We start from the raw sequence: 21,747 nt of genomic DNA on the forward strand, positions 1-21,747 counted from the left end.
AGGGGAGGGGTACTATTGCCCCTCCTCTTTTTTGGATGTAAACTGGGCGATATCCCTATGCCTAAAAAAACCATCCACGAATCGTTTCTTGTGAGCTTGGGACATTCCATTATGCGCTCTAAGACGGCTTTTGAGTGCAGTAAATAGCCCTTCAATGGCGTTATTGGTTTTAGGGATCTGTATATCCGGATGTTCCTCGTAAGTAAAGAGTGTAGGGAGGTATTGACGAAAGGAAAAGTGGGCTGATCTAAGTGATTTGTGCGTGTATTGCCATTTGCCGTTTTCATCATTTATGGTCTTCTCCTTGAGAAAAGTATCCCACTTGGTCTCCCACTTTTTGAGCTGCGAGCAGAATGTGATACGGGATATCTTTCCTACACTCATAGCAAGTGCCAGAAGCTCTTGAGACGCAGGTAGTTTGGGTCGAAGAGTAAGTTTTCGTCGGACGATTGCGATAAAGTGATACTGGCACATTTGTGTGGGAAAATGCTTCAGTGCCACGTCAAGACCGACTCCTCCATCAGTTACCACTGCCAATATCTTATAGCCCCCTTCCTCTATCTTTTTAAGGGCTGTTGCGTAGTCCACTTTGCTTTCGTGAGAGATCCACTCCCGATAGAGTACGCAACCACTTTTATCGTCCAACGCAACGATTAGTCCTTGGTTTCTACCCCAATACGTCGCATCTATGTGAATAACTCCCTCGCTTAATATGGGCGTCTTAAAGTCAACTGAGACCTCCTGAAGTCTCCGTTTTATCGTGCTCGGACTTACTCCAAGTGCTTCCGCGATTTTAGCCTGCGATAAGCCACTCTGGTACAAGTCCCATATCTGCTCCTTACTTATGTGCCTTTTTCCTGTGAACGATGAGCCACAGTTCTTGCACAAATATCTCTTGTGTGTACCCCTGCGTCCATGACTAATCACACTGAGGCTCCCACACTTCGGACATTTTTTGGTCCATTTTTTCGCCTTTTCAAATGCTCAAAGATACGATAAACACTGGCTTATCCCCCTGTATCACCCACCGTTTTGACCTATACATTCGCATTGGCTCACTTTTAACACTTCAAAGCTTTTCAAACCCTTATATGTCTCTCTATACCTAGAAAAGACCTTTAACTCACCCACCATTTTGACCTATAAGTCTATTTTTGAGGTGCTGGGAAAACTTTAGGATGAAGTATTCTAATCAACTGAGACTATAAAACAGAATATCCACGTGGAGATTTTCGATTTCCCACGTGGATATTTTTTATTCTCCACGTAGGGACGAAACGATTCCTCCGAAGTTTCATTTGATTCCTCCGAAGTTTCATTTCATATCCACGTGGAGATTTTTTATTCTCCACGTGGAGATTTGAGAATTTCCACGTGGGGATCTACCTTCTTCCCAGCACCTCAAAAATAAAAACTAGCCAGTTGATTGCAAAGGTGGAGACTTGTTTATTTGAGAAATTGTAGTACCTTTGCAACCACATCGGAGGAGATGTGTGCTCGCGAACTGAGGAGGATTACTCCTTCAGTCAGTCGTCAAGCAAGGAGAGGTGGCAGAGTGGTCGATCGCGGCGGTCTTGAAAACCGTTGACCTTCACGGGTCCGGGGGTTCGAATCCCTCCCTCTCCGCTTTAAGTACTCTGGCAGCACCGCCAGAGAGCACTACCGAAAAAGTATAAGTATCGTAATTCTAACGAGTTACGATACTTTTGTTTTATAGACCTCTACCTCTTCAGAGTAGTTACAGAGATAGCCGAAACGCCCAAAAATACGCTCCAATGGCTACACTTCTCTTCAAAAACACTTGAGTCGCATAGAGTTAGAGCGAGCTACTAATTGCCGTTGGACCAATCTCTTTAGGCGGATTGTTCTGTAAAAGCGATGACCAGAGTGAGCCGGTAAGTTGAAATGTGCAAAAACTAGCGCTTGCCGTCTACTGAATTTTCTGTACCTTTGCGCTCATACCCCTAGAGTACACCTTATGGTGTCTCTCTAGAGTCATTTTAGAGAAGTTTGTAGCACGTCATGTCTCACGGAGGTCACTATACGATACATTTCAAGGGATTGCCACAAGGCGTCTCGACCGAAGACTTTGTTGCGGACTCAGCTTTTCTAGAGTCACGTCCTACGTTTGACCTCAGCGGAGGTCCCGTGGCATGCGCCATTCGCATAGATCGTGTCGGAGACACTTTCGACCTTCAGCTGACGCTCTCGGGCTCAGTGGAGACGCATTGTGATCGATGCTTAGCACCCCTAGAGATGCGCGTTGATATGACTCAGCATCTTGTCGTCAAGCTGGGCAACCAGTACGAGGAGGTGAGCGATGAGGAGATTATCGTACCGCATCACAGCCCCTCGCTCGACTGCGCTGACCTGATCTACGATCTGATCGTGCTCTCACTCCCCATCAGCCGGATGCATCCCGATGGAGCGTGTGCAGAGGATATGCAGGCCATCCTAGATGATCTCGATCCCACCGCAGAGGGCGAAAAGGATGGTCGCTGGGCTAAGCTCGATGCGCTACGTGACTCACTACAACAAGAGAAGGATAAATAATAAAATAGATAAACAATGGCACATCCCAAAAGACGGCAGTCCAAGATGCGCACTGCCAAGCGTAGAACGCACGACAAAGCAGCAACCCCCACACTAGCTAAGTGTAGCAACTGTGGAGCATGGCACGTATATCACACCATCTGTCCTGAGTGTGGTTACTACCGTGGACAACTAGCTATCGAGCAGGAGGAGGCATAATCGCCCCACACTGCTAAGCGATAAGACGGAAGCCCCTAGACGATCTTCAGATCGCTCTAGGGGCTTTACTTGTATGATGCGGGCGCCAATCTCGCAGGCGCATGTTTGCACGAGTCATAATAAATAGGTATCTTTGTAGTGGTAATAGAACCATTTAACCTTTTAAGAATACCTATCTATGAGTAAGAAATCAATCAAAGGTACACGTACCGAGCAGAACCTCCTGAAGTCATTCGCAGGAGAGTCACAAGCTAGGAATCGCTATACATACTTCGCTAGCGTAGCGAAGGATGAAGGCTATCGTCAGATCGAGGCTATCTTCCAGGAGACTGCTGATCAGGAAAAGGAGCACGCTAAGCGTTTCTTCAAGTTTCTCGAGGGTGGTGATCTAGAGATCACTGCTTCTTATCCTGCTGGTGTCATCGGCACCACAGCTGAGAATCTAAAGGCTGCCGCTGCTGGTGAGCACTGCGAGGCTGAGGAGCTCTATCCTGAGTTCGCCGACATCGCTGAGGAGGAGGGCTTCAAGGAGATTGCAGCCGTCTATCGCAACGTAGCTAAGGCTGAGCATGAGCATGAGATGCGCTACCTCAAGCTCCTAGAGCGTGTCGAGGCTGGCAAGTTCTTCGAGCGTGACGAGGAGATCTACTGGCAGTGCCGCAACTGTGGCTTCGTCGTTAAGGCTAAGAAGGCACCCGCTAAGTGCCCAGCTTGCGATCACCCACAGGAGTTCTTCGAGCCAATGCGCGACAACTACTAATAATAAGTGACGCATAGGCAAACAGCCTAGACACATCAAGCCCAGCAGACGATGCGTTTGCTGGGCTTGATTCATATATTTTCCCCTAGACAGAGCGGGATACTCATACAAGTGTGCCGAAGAGCTGCGCAAAAGCCTCCGCCATCGCTGCACGTGTGTACTGCTGGTAGTGGTCGGTAAAGGTATCTACCGGTAGCACCTCGCCACGCTCTAGACGCTCCAAGTGGTGAGCGACAAACTGCACGACCTGCGCCACATCAGTAGCAGCAAGCGATCCCGCATGCGCTCTGAGGATCTGAGCTACAACGCTTTCGTCGCTCTCCACCATCAGGATCGGTCGATGCATAGCCATCGCCTCAAAGAGCTTCGTCGTAACCATCCCGTGAGGACCCTCGGGCTGCTCACGACGTCCTAAGAGGAGGAGTATGTCTGCCTGAGCCAGCAGCTTAGGCACCTCAGCATAAGGCACCATCGCGTGAAAGTGTTGACAGGTTCGCACCTCATCGCTATAACGCCCCAGGAGGCTTTCTAGAAGTTGCTGCGAAGCGTTGTCACAGTACCAGTGAACCTCGACAGCGCCACGACGCACCCACCTACTCAGCGCACTCTCTTGCAGCGCCTCTAGGAGCAGCGTCGGGTCGCGCATATCTAGAGAGAGTAGTCGTCCTGTATAAACAATGCGCAGAGGCAATTGAGGAGCCACCTCAGGCGATGCGACAAAGAGTCTCTCGTCATAACCATTCGGGATACAGAAGACCTGCTGGTCCGGGTGCAACTGCTGCAACTGGTCACGATGCCACTCAGAGACAGTCGTGATGGCTGTGGCTGCCCTCAGAGCCTTTGTACGAGCTTTGATAAATTGTCTTCGCAGCCAACGATAAGCCTCTTTACGCAGAGGTAACCAACGAGGTAGCGGTGCTGGTAGAAAGCCCTCAGGCGTATACTCCTCGACGATGTCTCGACAGTCCATGATGGCGGGGAGCCCCGTCTGCCGTGCCAAGCGAGCTGCCGCTGGTAGCGGGAAGGTACGATAACTCATTCCCACGATCAGTGCGTACTGTGTCAAGTCGTAATGTCGTCGCAAGTGACGTACGAAGAGCCTGCTCTTCACCTGCCATAGGGCATCAGCAAGCGCATAGAGAGACCTGCCCCTCGTAGGCGCTAGTGTCACACGTTCTAGACGATGCGCGGGCAAGCTACTCAGACGCTCCACAGAGCCGTGAGAGCCTAGGTGATCCCCTCGTATCTCCTCGCTCACCACATCGACCTGCCAGTCACGCTCGGGGAGCCGCTGCAGGAGTGCCGTGATACGGGGCGCAAACTGCGGGGGCAGCAAGTCAGTCAGTAGCAGGATACGATGAGGGCGCATAGGAGAGCTAGGACTATAACCCTACGATGTCAGGTGCGGGCGAAAGCTTGATGATCTGGCGCAGCAAAGTTCGGTATAGGCGTGTGTGGTAAATGTGCGGATCGTCTAGCAGCAGATTCTCATTGTGAAAGAGTAGCGTCACCTCTCCATGATACTTGTGCGTCTGATTGATCATTGCCACAGCGACACGCTCAGCCTCTGCGTAGTCTAGGTGCATATACTTCTCATCGTGTAGCGTGTAGTCCATCACCGTAAGCGGATGCAGGATCAGGTCCGTAACCTCCATGCTTTGCGGATTGATAAAGCGTACGGGTCGTGAGGTACCTAGCCTAAAGCCGGCCACATCTGCATACCCCATAGAGTAATCATGATAGATACCAGCCCCGAGGAGCGCATTGTAGTCCTCAGGCTCACGCACCGCTAGGTAGTGATGGCGAGAGTAGATGACTGACTGGCCCAGTTCTTTCTCTAGCTCTACCTTAGCAGCCTCCACTGCCTCAGGATGCTCAGAGCAGTAGAGGTTCAGGTGCAGCCCAAACTCCACCTTACGCCTTCGCGCCAGGCGCATGATAGCCGCTATCTTACGATTACGCAGCGTATAGTTAGGCTTGTCTAGGGGATGCGGGCTGGGAGTCTTGATAAAGAAGATCGTACGCACGAGTGCAGCACACTTACGCTGTGTCTCCACATTCCAATCGAGGAAGCGACTATAGCTAAAGAAGAGATCCTCACTAGCTCGTGAGAATGTATTGTGATAGGCAGCTCGTAGAGAGAGACGCTCCTTGAGGAGCAAGCGCAGGAATCCCCGCACACCCGAGCTGTAGTACGGTTGATCTAGATCATGTGTCAGAGAGATCGAGCTAAATCCAGGTACCATCGGCTGCACCGCCAGACCTATCTCGCTCATTAGTCGTCGTAGCTCCGCAGCATACTCATCTACCAGCGGACGCTCCAAAAAGCCGGCCCGATAGGGCAGCGACTCCCGTCCAGGGAAGCGACCATGCTCATCTCGCCGCCTACGATAGTATATCTCCTCGTAGCGTGATAGTAGGAAGAAGCTACTTGCCACTAGATCAGCATAGATTACCAGCCGCCTACCATAAGGTGTGTCTAGATACTCCTCACGAGGCTCTCCAAAGAGCAGAGGCATCCCATGCCACTCTGCCAGCGGCAACGCCGGCATCGACTCAGCACGACCATACTGATCATAGTCAAAAAAGCCCGATGGCACGATCACCACACGATGATATGGCTCCGCTTCCTCAGGACGGCAGTAGGCGACGTAGTCTGGTGAGCGCTGCACCTGAGTGTGTCGCGAGATGCGGATCTTGCCCGAGATATCGAGCGGGATCGCATCCCCAAGTAGGAAAGATAAGATATATTCTGACGCCTCGTCGTGTCGCATATAGATCGATAGCTTTACAAGTCAAACGAACTCAGTAGAGATGCTGTAGATAGTACCGACGCAGCTGCAGACGCATAGTGAGCGTCTGTCGCCCTGCCTGTAGACGCAGGTAGGGGTGTGGTACAGCTCCAAAGCTGCGAAAGAAAAAAGCAATGCCACGCTGCATAGACCCCTCAAAGTCAAAGGTATGACACCCCGTCTCTTGGCTCCACGAGATGAGTCTATCCAGTAGTAGAGCCATCGCATCCTCACCCTCAGGCGTTCTCACCTGTCCTCCCGCAATGTAGTATGCGGTGCCAGCATGATGCGCCACGAAGGCCCCTGCCACAGGCTCGTCCGTATGTGGCGAGAGCAGGAGCAAGACGGTACCCTGTCGACGCGCCACAGCAGCCGTCATGAGTCGTCTCAGCGAGGAGGCACAGAGACGATCTCCTCCGCTGCGCTGCAGACTCTTACGGCAGAGCTTCAGCAGCATCTCCACACAGATTGTCACATTCGTTTCATCACTCCAGAGCTCTTGCAGACCTAAGGTGGTGGCGCGGCGAATTTTCCGTCGGATCAAGTTATTGTACAGCTCTTGAGGCGAGCTTAGCGTCAAGTCTAGAAGATGGGTATAGGCGACCGAGCTGCGCCATACACCCGCCGGCGTTTCATACGGGAGCCAGTCCCAGTAGTCCAGCGGTAGGTGCGCCTCTATATAGCGTAGCGATGAAGGTAGTGCCTCACCCAGCGCTCGCATAGCTGCTAGATGAGCAATGTATCGATCCCGATCGAAAGAATGACCTCCCACCGTCCCCGAGCGATCACTTAGAGGACCAGCAGACTGACAGCCAGGGGGCACAATCAGGTGGCGTCGTGTAGGCATAAAGAGTGGCCACATAAGCATCGGAGCACCCTCCTTAGTCCCTATCGTAGCGAGTACAGACATTTCCTCCCTCCCAGATGCTGCTAGGAGCCACCAGGGCTGCACATAGAGCGGTAGCGAGGGTGTCTCAGCACACCATCGAGTGTACTGCTCACCCGAGAGCAAGAGACGACCAACGGAGGAACTCACGACTTACTAAACCGCTTTGGGATCAAGAGATTAGTTGGCATAGCTCGCAGCTCGTAAGCCTCCTCAGAGAGTTCACGTACAGCTTTCCACAGCAAGTCTCTCACATCTTCAATAGGCCACCCGGCGATACCGCACCCCACCTCTGTGAGGTAAAAGGTGAGCTTCGAATGATCTAAGACAAAGAGAAGCAAACGATGGAAGCTCGCACGCAGCGCCTCTGGTGTCACCGGATGCATATCCTTGTCCAGCGTCGGCAAAGCATAAGCCTGCCCCGTCAAGCCCTCGAAGACACCCATCTCTGCGTTAAAGACTCGGTGTGCAGTCCGTGCAGCACCTCCCATGTGACGTCCTAGCAGATTACTGCCGAAGATAAATATCTCGTTCTCTTGGAGCACAGAGATACACTCTGGCGTATACTGACTGTCAGAGCGATCGGAGAGCTGCTGCCAACCATTAGGGAGTTGTCGAGCTGTCATTGTAACTATGCTGTTGAATTTATGCTTGGATCGCAGTAGACCCAACTCTGTCTGATAGCGTAGATCAGAGAGACTCGCAAGGTGCTACAGCCATCACTCATGCACCTCACGCCTCTCTGACTATATATTATATCTCAAAGTCCTCGTCGACCAGCTGATCTGTCGTGTCTAGATCTTCGCCCTCCTCGCCCTCAGAGGTCTCTTGAGAGAGATGTAGCTTACCCTCATGAGCTAGCTGATCCATCACCTGCTGCGCCACTTCATCTGCCAGCTCAGGGTTGTCATCGAGCAGCTCCTTGACCGCATCACGACCTTGGCCGATGTTATTTCCCTGGTAGGAGTACCACGAGCCACTCTTCTTGAGGATACCCATATCGGTAGCAGCATCGATAATCTCGCCTACACGATTGATGCCCTGACCGAAGAGTATGTCAAACTCAGCACGACGGAAGGGTGGAGCCACCTTGTTCTTGACGACACGTACGCTCGTCACCTTACCGACCACGTCGTCGCCCTTCTTGATCTGCTTGTAAGCGCGTATGTCTAGACGCACAGAGGAGTAAAACTTCAGCGCATTACCACCCGTCGTCACTTCGCTAGGTCCCGTAGGACTATAGCCGCTACTGATCTTCATACGTAGCTGGTTGATGAAGATACAGCAAGTCTTAGAGCGACTCACCGCAGCTGTGATCTTGCGCATAGCACGAGACATGAGACGTGCATGCAGACCCACCTGCGTATCTCCCATCTCACCCTCTATCTCCGCCTTGGGAGTCAGAGCAGCTACCGAATCCACTACGAGGATGTCAACCGCCGACGAGCGAATCAGCTGCTCGGCAATGTCGAGCGCCTGCTCACCATCATCAGGCTGAGAGATCCACAGACGACTAATGTCTACCCCCAGAGCCTGTGCATAAGTCGGATCAAAAGCATGCTCCGCATCGATGATCGCAGCAATACCGCCCAGCTTCTGCGCCTCGGCAATAGCGTGGATAGCCAGCGTCGTCTTACCCGAAGACTCCGGACCAAAGATCTCTATGATACGCCCACGAGGATAGCCCCCGACACCGAGGGCTATGTCGAGCGTCAAGCTCCCCGAGGGGATCACACTCACATCCTCCACGGCATCATCTGCCATATTCATGATAGCACCCTTGCCAAACTGCTTCTGTATGCGTCCCATCGTAGTCTCCAGCGCCTTCATCTTTGCCGCAGTGTCTGTGATCGGTGGAGTGACGACAGTCTTCTCGTTTTTCTTTGCCATATATACCTAGTATTTAGTTGAATATAGGAGGTCTGTGAGCGCTCGCTCTCAGTATAGACAGCCTCCCATACAAAGGTAATGAAAAAAGGAACAGCTCAGTAAATCTTTGCACAAACCGCCAAATCTTACGAATAACGACCTGTAAGGCTACACGGTTCATCGGTCGATGTTTCGCCCAAAAAAAGTAGGAGATACCTAGTATTAGGTACTATCTCGTGCAGGTCGCTCGGCCAGCTTTTGCTATCTTTGTGGCGCATGAAATTGTCGGAGTTACATAATGGTGACCGAGCTCGTATCCTATCGGTCGGTGGGCATGGAGCCTTTCGCAAGCGTATCCTAGAGATGGGCTTCGTACAGGGGCAGGTGGTGGAGGTAATTCAAGCAGCCCCGCTGAAGGATCCTGTCTACTATCGGCTGATGGACTACAACGTCTCGCTGCGTCGCAAAGAGGCTGGGCTGATCACGGTAGAACTCGTTGATCCAGCCTCCTCTTCGGAGGAGCTGCCTCCATTGGAGCACGCGTTTGTCCATGGAGGACCAGGTGCCCCACTTGCAGAGCCCGTAGCCTCTGAACGCATTGCTATATCTCGCTCGCTACGTATTGCCCTTATCGGTAATCCCAATAGTGGCAAGACGACTCTCTTTAACCATGCTAGTGGAGCGCATGAGCGTGTTGGTAACTATAGCGGGGTGACTGTCGAGGCTAAGGAGGCGCACTTCGACTATCAGGGCGTTCGTTACGTGCTGATTGATCTACCCGGTACATATTCATTATCTCCCTATTCGCCTGAGGAGCTTTACATCCGTGACTATCTGACCAATGAGGAGACACGTCCCGACGTGGTCATCGATGTACTTGATGCGACCAATCTAGAGCGTCAGCTTTACCTCGCTGTGCAGGTTCGTGAGATGGGTATCCCGATGGTTATCGCACTTAACATGTGGGACGAGTTCGAGCAGAAGAAGAATCAGCTCGACATACAGCAGCTCTCAGACCTCCTCGGCACGCCGATGGTTCCGACCATTTGTCGCAAGGGAGTAGGGGTCTTCGAGCTTTTTGACAAGGTGCGTCAGCTCGTTGACGAAAATCTCTATGCGGATCGTCGCTTCCTGCAGATAAACTACGGGACGGACCTAGAGCAGAGCATAGCAACCCTTCAGAAGAAGCTCATCGAGCATGCGACCTTCCCCGACCACCTATCTCCCCGCTACTTGGCGGTCAAGCTCCTCGAGGGAGACCCACACACGCACAGCTTCATCAAGCAACAAGCGAAGGGCGACTTCTTACTCACCGCCACAGCCTACGAGGAGAACAGACTGCGTAAGAACCACTCCAACGAAGAGGATCTAGAGAACTATATCATCAATCAGCGGTACGGTTTCATCGCGGGTGCGCTTAGAGAGACCTACCGCCCGAACAAGCGTCGCATACGCTCCATAACGGATCGTATAGACAACCTCCTCATACACCCTATCTGGGGCTATCCGATCTTCCTCGCCTTCCTATTTATCATGTTTGAGGCGACCTTCGCTCTGGGTGCCTTCCCGATGGATTGGATCGAGCAGGGCGTGGACGCTCTCGGTGCGTGGATCTACGGAATGATGGCTCCAGGACCTCTGCGAGACCTACTGGTGACGGGTGTCATAGGCGGTGTGGGCGGAGTTCTCGTCTTCTTGCCAAACATCCTCATCCTCTATCTCTTCATATCCCTCATGGAGGACACGGGCTATATGGCTCGAGCCACCTTCCTCATGGATAAACTGATGCACCACATGGGTCTGCACGGCAAGTCCTTCATCCCGCTCATCATGGGCTTTGGGTGCAATGTACCTGCCGTGATGGCATCTCGCACGATCGAGAGCCGGCAGAGTCGCATCATCACGGTGCTAGTCACTTCGCTCATGAGCTGTAGTGCTAGACTACCGGTCTACATCCTCATTGCGGGTACCTTCTTCCCCCAGCATGCTGGGCTGGTTCTCTTCGGACTGTACGCCCTTGGGGTGCTGCTGGCTTTCCTTATGGCGAAGCTTTTCCGCCGCGTACTCTTCAAGTCGGAGGATCTCCCCTTCGTCATGGAGCTACCGCCGTACCGTATCCCGATGGCACGCGCCGTGGGCATACACATGTGGGATAAGGCGCGCGAGTACCTCCACAAGATGGGATCGGTCATTCTCGTTGCCTCGGTCATCATATGGGCTCTGGGCTACTATCCACGTGAAGAGGTGATGTCTCGTGCGGAGGAGCAGATAGCTCAGGTGCAGCAGAGCACCCTCTCTGACAGCGAGCGCAGCGAGCAGGTTGCTGAGATAGAGCGCCAAGCGCATATGAAGCAGCAAGAGGGCTCTTACCTAGGACGTATCGGGCAGACAGTACAACCGGTCCTAGCACCCCTCGGATTCGACTGGAAGCTCAGCGTAGCACTTGTGGCTGGTCTACCGGCCAAAGAGGTAGTTGTCAGCTCCCTCAGCGTCATCTATACGGGTAATGAGACGGTGGACGAGGAGAACGACGACTTTGCCGTGGGTAGCTCGGCACTCTCCCGACAGATGCGCCAAGAGAAAGACCCCGTCACTGGGGAGCCTCTATACACGCCACTGATAGCGATCTGCTTCCTCATCTTCGTACTCATCTATATGCCTTGCGTTGCCACCGTGGTGGCCGTTTCTAAGGAGCTCAACAGTGGCTGGTGGGGACTCTTTGTAGTCGTCTACACCTGCGTACTAGCCTGGATTGTGGCTTATCTAGCACGACTGATAGGACTACTCATTATATAATATAGTCGCTATGAATCTACAGACAATCGCTGTACTACTCATACTGCTTGTTGCACTGCTCTACATAATCCGTAGCGTGTGGCGACTGATCCGTCGCCCTCGAGGAGCAGCAGGCTGTGCCGGTTGCTCCGCCTGCGACCACAAGCCGAGAGCGAAGTCGAGAGACTAGCGACGAGTGCTACGAATAGCGCTGACTGGTTGGAAGGTGTGAGATTATAGTCGTAACTTTGACCTAACGATGTAATCAGACAGCCTAGCAGGTCAACTACTAGACTGAACTCTAGTAGCATAAGCAGTGGCAAGGCAACAAAGAAAGATAGGTTTGCGCAGTAGCTCTCCTGCGCTCACGATCGTGCTCCTCTTTGGCGTGATCAGCATGCTGGGAGATCTCGTGCATGAGTCTGCTCGCAGTGTCAATGGGCAGTACCTCAGCTTGGTGGGACTCTCGGCGACGCAGGTGGGGTTAGTCTTCGGACTAGGCGAATTCCTAGGCTATGCGTTGCGCCTGCTCTCAGGTGCTTGGCTGGACAAGAGCAAGCGCTACTGGCTATTCCTCTTTGTGGGCTATGGCGTGCATCTGGTGATCCCATTGATGGGCTTAACCACCTCGTGGGGGTGGCTCTACACCTTTATCCTCCTCGAGCGAATAGGCAAAGCTTTGCGCAGCCCAGCTAAAGACACGATCCTCTCAGCCGTCGCAGAGAATCAGATCGGTCTGGGGTACGCTTTCGGCATTCAGGAGGCGCTGGATCAGCTGGGCGCATTCCTGGGACCTTTGATCTTTACGGCACTCTTCTACTTCGTGGGGAGTAGTGGACTAGAGGTTTTTCAGCTAGGCTACCAGCTATTGGTCATCCCCTTTATCATCTTGATGGTGGTCCTAGCCTTAGTGCATCGCAAGTTCGTACGAGAGGAGCTCACCCCACGGGTGGATACCTCCCAAAAGCCACCTCGCTTACAACCGATCTTCTGGATTTACTCGGCATTTACTTTTTTCGTTGCCTTCGGACTGATCAACTTCAGCCTGATAGGCTATCATCTTAAGACGCAGGAGATAGTCTCTGATGAGATGGTGCCGATCCTGTATGCTGTCGCCATGGCGGTGGACGCCCTCGTCGCGATCTTCATCGGGAAGGGTTACGATCGTCTGAAGCGCAAGCTGGGGCACAAGACGGGAGGCGTGCTGATCCTGCTCATCGTCCCTATCTTGACAGCCTTTGTGCCACTGCTGACCCTGTCTCACTCTATGGGGATGCTCTGGGTCGGAATGATTCTGATGGGTGTCGTGCTGGGAGCGCACGAGACGGTCATGAGATCGGCTATTGCCGACATCACGCCATTCAGTAAGCGTGGCATAGGGTTCGGCATCTTTAATACGATCTACGGTCTGTCGCTGCTCTTCGGTTCCTTTCTCATGGGGTGGCTCTACGACTTGGAGCAGCAGCCGATCATCGTCGCTATGACGATCCTCTCTGAGGGCGCAGCGGTCGCTCTATACGTAGTCCTCTACAAGCGGATCCAGAGGGAGCGGCTCAGCAACTAGTCTTTTCGTACCTTTGCGCTTGTTATGACCGAGAGAGTAGAGCAAGAGAACAAGCGGGTCTTCATCGAGACCTACGGCTGTCAGATGAATGTGGCTGACAGCGAGATCATAGCTGCGCAGATGCAATTGGCGGGCTATCAGCTCACCGACCAGATCGATGAGGCGGATGCCGTACTCATCAATACCTGCTCGGTGCGAGACAATGCAGAGCAGCGTATCATACATCGTCTAGATAATCTCAACGGGCAGCGCAGACGCTCGGGGCATCCGCAGATCGTCGGCGTGCTGGGCTGCATGGCGGAGCGTGTGCGGGAGACGCTCATACAGGATCATGGCGTGGATCTGGTGGCTGGGCCTGACGCTTACACCGATCTGCCGCACTTGATCGCTGCCGCTGAGGCGGGCGAGCCCGCTATTAGCATCGAGCTGTCGAAGAGTGAGACTTACAGCGATGTAATCCCTGTGCGACTCCCCGGCTTACACATCAGTGGCTTTGTCTCGATCATGCGTGGGTGTGACAACTTCTGCACCTACTGCATCGTCCCCTACACGCGAGGTCGTGAGCGTAGCCGTGACCCCGAGAGTATCGTTCGTGAGGTACAGCGCATGGCTCAGGAGGGTTATCGTGAGGTGACCCTCTTAGGGCAAAATGTCAACTCTTACTGCTGGCAGTCAGAGACGGGCGTGAGCTACACATTCGCTGATCTACTACGAAAGGTCGCTGAGGCGGTGCCGACGATGCGCATTCGCTTTACCTCGCCTCACCCCAAGGATATGAAGGATGAGACGCTCGAAGTGATGAGCCTTTATCCCAACATCTGTCGCCATATCCACTTCCCCCTGCAGAGCGGGAGCAATCGTATCTTAGAGCGTATGCATCGCCGCTATACGCGTGAGTGGTACCTAGAGCGTGTGGAGCGTATCCGTGACTATATGCCCGACTGCGGACTGAGCACCGATGTCTTTTGTGGCTTCTCGGGTGAAACGGAGGAGGATTTTCAGGAGACGCTCGAGGTGATGAGGCAGGCACGGCTGGATAGCGCCTTCATGTTTAAGTACTCCGAGCGTCCCGGCACCTACGCCTCGCGTCATCTCGTCGATGATGTCCCCGAGGAGGTCAAGGTGGAGCGGCTCAATCGTATGATTGCCCTGCAAAACGAGCTGAGCCTCGAGAGTAATGAGCGTGATGTGGACAAGAGCTTTGAGGTACTCATCGAGGGTTATAGCAAGCGCTCGCACGATGACTTCTTCGGGCGTACCCAACAAAACAAGGTAATCGTCTTCCCCAAGGGACATAACCAGATCGGCAAGCTAGTGACCGTGCGTGTGGAGCGTGTTACCTCGGCAACGATGATCGGTAGCGAGGTCGAAGGGTAGGGGACAACCTGGAGAGACATCCCAACAAGCAGGTATCAGCGGGGGAGTTTGCCATTCACCTTCGCTCTTTATGAAGAAAAAAACACCATTCCAATACCTAGAAGTAGGTATTCTCAGAAGTTTGTTGTATCTTTGCACTACCAAAGCATGAGAGACGTCCTATTTGGTGTCCCAAGGCGGTGGTAACATCATAGATAATCTTAATACTCAAACTAAAAACCAATAGAATTATGGCACACGTAATCACTGACAGCTGTGTAGCTTGTGGCACTTGCATCGATGAGTGCCCCGTAGGCGCAATCTCTGAGGGCGATATCTACTCTATCGATGCTGATACTTGCATCGATTGCGGCGCATGCGCTGCTGCTTGCCCTGCAGGCGCTATCGAGGGTTAAGACTTACACGGAGAAGCTGGTCTTAGAGCTGCGCTCCTCCCGTACCCTCTAGCGTGTAGCCGTCACACACGGTCGCTACACACTTAACTAGACAGCAAGCCGTCCCCCATCTGAGTGCTGATGCACTTGGGTGGGGGACGGTCTCGTATGTATACCCTGCTCTTCCTAGCAGCGCTTAGATCGGATGCGTCGTCTTACCTTAGCGATGGTCTTGAAAACGAAAAATCTCCACGGAGGAAATCGAAATTTCCCACGTAGGAAAAAACTTTTTCCTACGTAGGGACGAAATAAAACTTCGGAGGAATCAAACGAAACTTCGGAGGAAATGATTCTCGCCTACGTGGAGAATAAAAAATAGCCACGTGGGGATTTGAAATTTTCCACGTGGCTATTGAATTAGAGGTTAGAAATTAGAGACGGGTAACAATTTGTAGGGCGGCACGAGTATGTTTAGTGCGAGGGCGTCGGTACAGATCGTTACACGTGAGCTTTGCGAAATCTTGGCGAGGCTATGAGGTGTTGTTGCATATTAGTATCTTTGCATAAGATAAGAAGAGTAGGCATCTGACGGAAGCTTGCTACGTAAGTCAGCGACTGCCGATGCGGAGGAGCCGCTCTTCACACAGATACACACGACATCATGAACGCTAGCGAATACCCTATACTCTCGCAGATTGATACACCTCATCAGTTACGTCAACTCCCTCTCTCTCAGCTCTCAGAGCTGTGCCGTGAGTTGCGCCGCTATGAGCTGGAGGTGCTCTCACACGTGCCGGGCCACCTGGGCTCTAGCCTAGGTGCGGTAGAGCTCACGGTGGCTCTACACTACGTCTGCCGTACTCCTTACGATCGCATCGTCTGGGATGTGGGGCATCAGGCTTATGGGCATAAGATCTTGACCGGGCGTCGAGATCGCTTTGAGATGCTACGACAGTGGGGCGGGCTCTCGGGCTTTCCGCTACCGAGCGAGAGTGAGTACGACACCTTCCCCGCGGGGCACGCCTCGAACTCTATCTCCGCAGCTCTTGGTATGGCGATCGCTGCTAAGCTCAAGCAGGAGGAGCGTCACGTTGTGGCTGTCATTGGTGATGGCTCGATGACGGGTGGACTAGCTTTCGAGGGGCTCAACAATGCCAGCTCTTATCCCAATGATCTGCTTGTGGTGGTCAATGACAATAACATGTCGATCGATGCCAATGTGGGCGGGCTCAACAAGTATCTCGTCGACCTTAACACCAGCCACGCCTATAACACGATCCGCTACGACCTCTACCGAGGCTTGCGACAGATGAACCTGATGAGTGATCGTCGCAAGAAAAACATCCAGCGGATCAACAACAGTGTCAAGTCGCTCTTGACACAAAACCACTCCTCCTTCTTTGACGGCCTAGGGATCCGCTACTTCGGGCCCGTCGATGGCCATGACGTAGAGCATCTCGTGGAGACGCTCCGACGTATCCTCCCGATGCGGGGACCGAAGATCCTACACCTCAGGACAATCAAGGGTAAAGGGTACAAACCGGCTGAGGAGAATGCGACCGTATGGCACGCTCCTGGATGCTTTGACGTGAAGACGGGGGAGCGCATCAAGAGCGAGCGAGGCGCCCACCCACCGAAGTTTCAAGATGTCTTTGGGAAGACGCTCACCGAGCTCGCAGCCGAGGACAAGCGGATTGTGGGGATCACGCCAGCCATGCCTTCGGGCAGTTCGCTGAGTGTGATGATGCAAGCTTTTCCTGAGCGCAGCTACGATGTGGGTATTGCAGAGGCGCATGCGGTGACCTTTAGCGCAGGAATGGCGCGTGAGGGGATGATCCCGTTTTGTGTCATCTACTCCTCATTCTTGCAGCGTGCTTACGATCAGCTTATTCACGATGTAGCTCTGCCGGGCTACCACGTAGTCCTCTGCATCGATCGTGCCGGCTTGGTCGGGCAGGATGGAGCGACCCATCAGGGAGCCTTTGACCTGGCGTATCTCTGTACTATCCCGAATATGACAGTGGCAGCTCCGATGAATGAGCACTACCTGCGTCATCTGATGCGCACCGCTTACGAAGGGCAGGAGGGGCCAATGGCGATCCGCTACCCGCGTGGCGAGGGATCGCTAGTCGACTGGCACTGTCCGGCTGAGCTCCTCCCGATAGGCAAGGGGCGTGTACTGCACGAGGGTGGACGTATCGCTCTGCTCTCTATCGGCACCATCGGCGTGACCGCAGAGGAGGTGCGTGAGCGTCTGCTCGCTGAGGGTATTGAAGTAGCGCACTATGACTTGATTTTTGCGAAGCCTCTAGACGAAGAGCTAATCACAACGGCACTAGAGAGGTACGACCGCATTGCCACGCTTGAGGAGGGTACGCTCATCGGGGGCGTAGGTGAGCGGATCGCTGCCTTAGCTCAGCGTCAGGGCTTCCGAGGGCGGATGATCCATTTCGGTTTGCCCGACACGTTTATCGAGCAAGGCACTGTTGCCGAGCAGCGCCGCTACTGTGGCATTGATGTCGACACTATATATAATAGAATCAAAGCTGAGCTATGCGAATAGTTATTGCTGGAGCTGGCGAGGTGGGAACCCATCTTGCCTACAGGCTATCGGGCGAAGAGCAGCAGTCCACGACACTCATTGACTCTGACAAGGAGCTACTGCGTCGTGTACAGCGCAAGTTCGATGCTTATACGATCGTGGGTGACCCGACGAAGCTGGAGGATCTGCAGCTGACGGAGGTGCATGACTGCGATCTCTTTGTCAGCGTGATGCCTGGCGAGGCGGAGAATCTACTCGCCTGTATGCTTGCTGCACAGCTTGGTGCCAAGCGCACTATCGCCCGTATTAATAACCACCGCTATCTGGCGGAGCACTATCGTCGCTTCTTCGGGAGTCTCGGTGTGGATCAGCTAATTTATCCAGAGGAGCTAGCCGCTGAGGAGATAGCCAACAGTTTCAAGCACCCCTGGGCGAGAGTCTACGTGGAGCTGCTCAATGGGGCTTTCGTCCTTGTGGGCGTCAAGGTACGCAAGGGTAGTATCCTTGTGGGGCGTCCGCTGAGCTGGACGAAGGGTTTAGACGACAAAGCCTTTCACGTGGTCTCTATCAAGCGCGGAGAGGAGACGCTCATACCTGATGGTCAGACAGTCATAGAGCATGGTGATGTGGTCTTCTTCACCTGTCTCAATAAAGATATAGATCTCGTCCGCCAGTACTGCGACAAGGATCTACGTCCTATCAAGAGGGTGGTCATCCTCGGGGGGAGCCTCATAGCGCTTCGCACCGTCTCCAAGGCACCGAGTAATATCGACTTCCACCTTATCGAGCGTGATCTAGAGCGCATCAAGGAGATCGAAGATGAGATCCCCTCCAATGTCAAGCTTTACGATGGCGATGGGCGTGACCTCAACCTTATCTCCGAGATAGGACTAGACGAGGAGAGTATCTTTGTGGCGCTAACGGAGAACTCGGAGACGAACATCCTTGCTTGTCTCGCTGCTAAGCGCTTTCAAGTGGCTAAGACGATTGCTAAAGAGGAGAACATTGACTACATACCCCTTGCCGAGAAGCTCGACATCGGTACGATCATCAATAAGAAGGTGATCGCTGCGGGCAACATCTTTCACGCGCTCCTCGGCTCTGACACGAAGTCTATCAAGTCGCTCACCATCGCTCACACCGATGTGGCGGAGCTGCAAGCTAAGAGCGGATCTGCCATCACGGAGCGTCCGGTCAAAGAGCTGGATCTACCGAAGGGTATCACCCTCGGAGGTCTGGTGCGTAACGGCGTGCCGATGCTGATTGACGGTAATATGGAGATACAGCCCTACGACAGTGTCGTGGTCTTCTGTACCAATACGCCTATGGAGCAACTCTCTAAGCTCTTTGACTAAAGCTCCATAGCTATCTAATACCTCTAATCCTTTTTTTGACTCAATCAAGCTCATGAGACGTATCAATCTTCCCTTCGTGGGGAGCATCGTGGGGGGGATCTGTCTGATCGAGTGTATCTTTCTCTTCCTCAGTATCGTCGTATCGCTCATCATGCGGGACTACACCGTAGTACCACTTCTAGTCACGCTAGGCATAGCACTGCTGGTGGGCATAGTGCTACTCCTCTGTGGACGGCTGAAGCATAGTGACAAACTCGGGCGTCGTGAGGCTATGCTCGCCGTATCGATGACGTGGCTGGTGGTGGCACTGATCGGTATGATCCCCTTCCTCGTGGGAGGCTATCTGCCACGCTTTAGTAATGCGTTCTTTGAGTCGGTCTCGGGCTTTACCACTACGGGCGCCTCGACCTTTACCTCTGTGGAGCATCTCCCTAAGGGGATCCTCTTCTGGCGCTCGATCATGCAGTGGCAGGGTGGCATCGGGGTCGTCGTCTTCTCTCTGGCGCTGAGTCCTGTGCTGGGCAAAGACATCGGACTCCTCTATCAAGCCGAGGTGACGGGCGTAGATCATGACCGCTTTATGCCACGCATCAAGGAGGTCGCTATACGACTGGCAGCTGTCTACACGCTCCTGACGATCGTGCTGATCTTGCTGCTACGGCTCACGCCGATACCTTTGTTCGATGCTACTTGCATGGCTTTAACTTGTCTCTCGACAGGTGGATTTTCGATCTATGATCAGCCCTTTGAGGTGATCAATAGTCCGTACTTTGAGACGATACTGATGATCTTTATGGTGATCGGTGGCCTTAACATGACACTGATTTTCTTCGCTTTCAAGGGGCAGGTCAAGCAACTCTTCAAGGACGAGCAGACGCGCTGGTTCCTCGGCATCATCCTTGTCACAGCTATGCTCGTGACCCTACACCTTGTCATCAGCCAGATACAGCCTCATCTAGGGAAAGCTATCCGCGACGCTTTCTTCCAGATTGTCTCGCTCATCTCTACCACGGGTTATGTCTATGCGGACTATGGTAGCTGGGGACCCTTCTTTATGCTGTGCGGACTCTTCGTCATGCTCATCTGTGGCTGTGCGGGGTCCACGGCGGGAGGTCTCAAGGTGATCCGCTTCGTCATCATGTCGAAGACACTCCCCAAGGAAATCGCTCATCGCGTCTCTCCAAATCTTGTGGCTCCACTACGGATCAATGGCAAGAGCGTCCCTGATGAAGCGGTCTACAAGGTGATGGGCTTCTTCTTTGGTTACATCGCGCTCATCTTCCTAGGCACCTTCTGTCTCACCTTCACGGGCAATGACTTCATCTCCGCTGGCACGGCCTCTGTCTCGGCCATCGGCAACGTGGGACCTGCCTTTGGTGACTATGTTTTCAACTTTTCGAGCGCTTCTTCTTTTGACCTGTTTGTGCTGAGCTTCCTCATGTTGGCAGGTCGTCTCGAGCTCTTTACCGTGCTGAGTCTCTTCGCACCAGCATTCTGGCGTCGCTAGTCTCTTACTAGCGTGGCGCAAGACGGTAGAGCACGAAGGAGATGCCTAGGTAAACCAAGTTCGGCAGCCAAGCTGCGACCATTGGCGACATAGCCCCCGTAACCGCAAAGGAGGAGGTGACCGTCATGAAGAGGATGTAGAGGAAGCTGAGCGACAGTCCCACAGCGAGGGCTAGCCCCATGCCGCCCTTGCGCTTGCGAGCCGAGAGCGAGACGCCCATGAGCGTCAGTATGAAGGAGGCGGGGATCATCGCGATGCGCTTGTGTAGCTCGATAGCGTAGAGCTGTGTTGCTGCACCTCTCATACGTTGCTGCTGTATGGAGCGGTATAGCTGTGGCGTGGAGAGCATCTCGACATCTCCCTCGGTGACGAGGAAGTCCTTTGGCGTGATCGGGATGATCGTGTCTAGCTGATTACCCCTAAGGAGCGAGTCTTGTCTCTCACCGAAGTATGTGATCGTATAGTCCTGCAGCTGCCAGTTGTGGAGGGTGTCGTAGACAATGCTATTCGCCATCATACGGCTCTTGAGATCTTTACCCTCAAAGCGATCCATCGAAAAGGTATACCCGACCTTGCTCTCATCATTGTAATAGGACATAAACATAAAGGTCTCAGGTGCCACCTGCATCTGGATAGCATTGGCGTAGGTGATGCGCTTGTCCTTGATATATCTATTCTGAAAGTCTATTCTAATGCGATTGCCTGGAGGTATGACGAAGCTACTCAAGAGGAAAGTCAGTATCGCAATCACGGCAGCGCCCAGCATGTACGGCTTGAGGAGTCGTCGGAAGCTCACACCGCAGCTTAGGATTGCAATGATCTCACTATTCTCTGCCAGACGCGAGGTCACATAGATGACCGCTATGAAGACAAAGAGTGGGCTAAAGAGGTTCGCATAGTAAGGGACGAAGTTAGCGTAGTAGTCCCATATGATAGCTCGTAGTGGCACCTCTGGCTGTAGGAGCTTGTCTAGCTTTTCGGTCACGTCGAAGGCTATCGCCACCGCCAAGATCAGGACAATGGAGAAAAAATAGGTAGCCAGGAACTGGGTGAAGATGTACCTATCGACCGTAGAGATTACCTTGCGACGCATCTGTCTCTCTAGATGTTTGATCTTTACATAGTAGCTTGCGCCCTCGGGAGGAGATTCTTCCGAGGGCTTTGGTATGAATCAGCTTCCAAGCTGGTCATGAGC

Annotated in this window: 17 protein-coding genes, 1 tRNA gene and 1 pseudogene; 12 read left to right on the forward strand and 7 right to left on the reverse strand. The window is 53.1% G+C overall.

What is annotated here, in order from left to right; translation table 11 throughout:
* Positions 1–12: 12 nt before the first annotated feature.
* Positions 13–942, reverse strand: a pseudogene (locus PORAS_RS03285) (IS256 family transposase, variant Zn-binding type); the annotation flags it as partial.
* Positions 943–1,541: 599 nt separating this feature from the next.
* On the opposite strand from PORAS_RS03285, the gene PORAS_RS03290 reads away from it, so the two are divergent.
* From PORAS_RS03290 to rbr, 4 genes are all read left to right on the forward strand, one after another.
* A tRNA-Ser gene (locus PORAS_RS03290) sits at positions 1,542–1,626 on the forward strand.
* Positions 1,627–2,022: 396 nt separating this feature from the next.
* Entirely contained in the window at positions 2,023–2,553 is a 531-nt protein-coding gene (locus PORAS_RS03295; RefSeq protein ID WP_004331457.1) for a YceD family protein, read from the forward strand.
* A 15-nt stretch (positions 2,554–2,568) separates the two neighbouring features.
* A complete protein-coding gene (gene rpmF / locus PORAS_RS03300; RefSeq protein ID WP_004331464.1) occupies positions 2,569–2,751 on the forward strand; it encodes a 50S ribosomal protein L32 in 183 nt (60 codons plus the stop codon).
* Between the two features lie 178 nt (positions 2,752–2,929).
* A complete protein-coding gene (gene rbr / locus PORAS_RS03305) occupies positions 2,930–3,511 on the forward strand; it encodes a rubrerythrin (protein ID WP_013760174.1) in 582 nt (193 codons plus the stop codon).
* A gap of 103 nt (positions 3,512–3,614) precedes the next feature.
* Here rbr and PORAS_RS03310 read toward each other — a convergent pair whose 3' ends face one another.
* From PORAS_RS03310 to recA, 5 genes are all read right to left on the reverse strand, one after another.
* Positions 3,615–4,880 carry a glycosyltransferase gene (locus tag PORAS_RS03310; protein ID WP_013760175.1) on the reverse strand — a complete coding sequence of 422 codons (1,266 nt, stop codon included), beginning with the start codon at positions 4,878–4,880 and terminating at the stop codon, positions 3,615–3,617.
* A gap of 13 nt (positions 4,881–4,893) precedes the next feature.
* Entirely contained in the window at positions 4,894–6,285 is a 1,392-nt protein-coding gene (gene vimE, locus PORAS_RS03315) for a UDP-2,3-diacetamido-2,3-dideoxy-alpha-D-glucuronate deacetylase VimE (RefSeq protein ID WP_013760176.1), read from the reverse strand.
* 31 nt (positions 6,286–6,316) lie between these two features.
* On the reverse strand, positions 6,317–7,339 hold the full coding sequence (locus tag PORAS_RS03320) for a GNAT family N-acetyltransferase (protein WP_004331473.1): 1,023 nt from the start codon (positions 7,337–7,339) through the stop codon (positions 6,317–6,319).
* Positions 7,336–7,815, reverse strand: a complete 480-nt coding sequence (locus PORAS_RS03325) for an A1S_2505 family phage non-structural protein (protein WP_013760178.1) — start codon at positions 7,813–7,815, stop codon at positions 7,336–7,338. Before PORAS_RS03325 ends, PORAS_RS03320 begins: the two co-directional genes overlap by 4 nt.
* A gap of 127 nt (positions 7,816–7,942) precedes the next feature.
* Entirely contained in the window at positions 7,943–9,079 is a 1,137-nt protein-coding gene (gene recA / locus PORAS_RS03330; protein WP_004331486.1) for a recombinase RecA, read from the reverse strand.
* A gap of 255 nt (positions 9,080–9,334) precedes the next feature.
* On the opposite strand from recA, the gene feoB reads away from it, so the two are divergent.
* The 8 genes from feoB to PORAS_RS03365 all read left to right on the forward strand — a co-directional run bounded on the left by feoB (position 9,335) and on the right by PORAS_RS03365 (position 20,552).
* The gene (gene feoB / locus PORAS_RS03335) at positions 9,335–11,854 is read left to right on the forward strand and encodes a ferrous iron transport protein B (protein ID WP_004331469.1); all 2,520 of its coding nucleotides are present in this window, start codon (positions 9,335–9,337) and stop codon (positions 11,852–11,854) included.
* A gap of 10 nt (positions 11,855–11,864) precedes the next feature.
* Positions 11,865–12,023 carry a FeoB-associated Cys-rich membrane protein gene (locus PORAS_RS08755; protein ID WP_081452002.1) on the forward strand — a complete coding sequence of 53 codons (159 nt, stop codon included), beginning with the start codon at positions 11,865–11,867 and terminating at the stop codon, positions 12,021–12,023.
* Between the two features lie 153 nt (positions 12,024–12,176).
* Complete coding sequence (locus PORAS_RS03340) at positions 12,177–13,397, forward strand: MFS transporter (protein WP_004331475.1); 1,221 nt, start codon at positions 12,177–12,179, stop codon at positions 13,395–13,397.
* A 24-nt stretch (positions 13,398–13,421) separates the two neighbouring features.
* Positions 13,422–14,774: a tRNA (N6-isopentenyl adenosine(37)-C2)-methylthiotransferase MiaB gene (gene miaB, locus PORAS_RS03345; protein ID WP_013760180.1), complete on the forward strand. Its 1,353-nt coding sequence runs from the start codon at positions 13,422–13,424 to the stop codon at positions 14,772–14,774.
* A 230-nt stretch (positions 14,775–15,004) separates the two neighbouring features.
* Positions 15,005–15,169 (forward strand): DUF362 domain-containing protein, encoded by a 165-nt coding sequence (locus PORAS_RS03350; protein WP_004331495.1) that lies wholly within the window; start codon positions 15,005–15,007, stop codon positions 15,167–15,169.
* Between the two features lie 640 nt (positions 15,170–15,809).
* Positions 15,810–17,711 carry a 1-deoxy-D-xylulose-5-phosphate synthase gene (gene dxs / locus PORAS_RS03355; protein WP_013760181.1) on the forward strand — a complete coding sequence of 634 codons (1,902 nt, stop codon included), beginning with the start codon at positions 15,810–15,812 and terminating at the stop codon, positions 17,709–17,711.
* Positions 17,702–19,045: a Trk system potassium transporter TrkA gene (trkA, locus tag PORAS_RS03360; protein ID WP_004331481.1), complete on the forward strand. Its 1,344-nt coding sequence runs from the start codon at positions 17,702–17,704 to the stop codon at positions 19,043–19,045. Before dxs ends, trkA begins: the two co-directional genes overlap by 10 nt.
* Positions 19,046–19,097: 52 nt before the next feature.
* On the forward strand, positions 19,098–20,552 hold the full coding sequence (locus PORAS_RS03365; protein ID WP_013760182.1) for a TrkH family potassium uptake protein: 1,455 nt from the start codon (positions 19,098–19,100) through the stop codon (positions 20,550–20,552).
* A gap of 7 nt (positions 20,553–20,559) precedes the next feature.
* Here PORAS_RS03365 and PORAS_RS03370 read toward each other — a convergent pair whose 3' ends face one another.
* Complete coding sequence (locus PORAS_RS03370; RefSeq protein WP_013760183.1) at positions 20,560–21,645, reverse strand: LptF/LptG family permease; 1,086 nt, start codon at positions 21,643–21,645, stop codon at positions 20,560–20,562.
* Between the last annotated feature and the right edge of the window lie 102 nt (positions 21,646–21,747).

The organism is Porphyromonas asaccharolytica DSM 20707 (assembly GCF_000212375.1).
Taxonomy (GTDB): domain Bacteria; phylum Bacteroidota; class Bacteroidia; order Bacteroidales; family Porphyromonadaceae; genus Porphyromonas; species Porphyromonas asaccharolytica.

Coding starts and splice junctions, on each gene's coding strand:
- PORAS_RS03295 (WP_004331457.1), top strand. CDS start 2,023: ATGTCTCACGGAGGTCACTATACGATACATTTCAAGGGATTGCCACAA.
- rpmF (WP_004331464.1), top strand. CDS start 2,569: ATGGCACATCCCAAAAGACGGCAGTCCAAGATGCGCACTGCCAAGCGT.
- rbr (WP_013760174.1), top strand. CDS start 2,930: ATGAGTAAGAAATCAATCAAAGGTACACGTACCGAGCAGAACCTCCTG.
- PORAS_RS03310 (WP_013760175.1), bottom strand. CDS start 4,880: ATGCGCCCTCATCGTATCCTGCTACTGACTGACTTGCTGCCCCCGCAG.
- vimE (WP_013760176.1), bottom strand. CDS start 6,285: ATGCGACACGACGAGGCGTCAGAATATATCTTATCTTTCCTACTTGGG.
- PORAS_RS03325 (WP_013760178.1), bottom strand. CDS start 7,815: ATGACAGCTCGACAACTCCCTAATGGTTGGCAGCAGCTCTCCGATCGC.
- recA (WP_004331486.1), bottom strand. CDS start 9,079: ATGGCAAAGAAAAACGAGAAGACTGTCGTCACTCCACCGATCACAGAC.
- feoB (WP_004331469.1), top strand. CDS start 9,335: ATGAAATTGTCGGAGTTACATAATGGTGACCGAGCTCGTATCCTATCG.
- PORAS_RS08755 (WP_081452002.1), top strand. CDS start 11,865: ATGAATCTACAGACAATCGCTGTACTACTCATACTGCTTGTTGCACTG.
- miaB (WP_013760180.1), top strand. CDS start 13,422: ATGACCGAGAGAGTAGAGCAAGAGAACAAGCGGGTCTTCATCGAGACC.
- PORAS_RS03350 (WP_004331495.1), top strand. CDS start 15,005: ATGGCACACGTAATCACTGACAGCTGTGTAGCTTGTGGCACTTGCATC.
- dxs (WP_013760181.1), top strand. CDS start 15,810: ATGAACGCTAGCGAATACCCTATACTCTCGCAGATTGATACACCTCAT.
- trkA (WP_004331481.1), top strand. CDS start 17,702: ATGCGAATAGTTATTGCTGGAGCTGGCGAGGTGGGAACCCATCTTGCC.
- PORAS_RS03365 (WP_013760182.1), top strand. CDS start 19,098: ATGAGACGTATCAATCTTCCCTTCGTGGGGAGCATCGTGGGGGGGATC.
- PORAS_RS03370 (WP_013760183.1), bottom strand. CDS start 21,645: ATGCGTCGCAAGGTAATCTCTACGGTCGATAGGTACATCTTCACCCAG.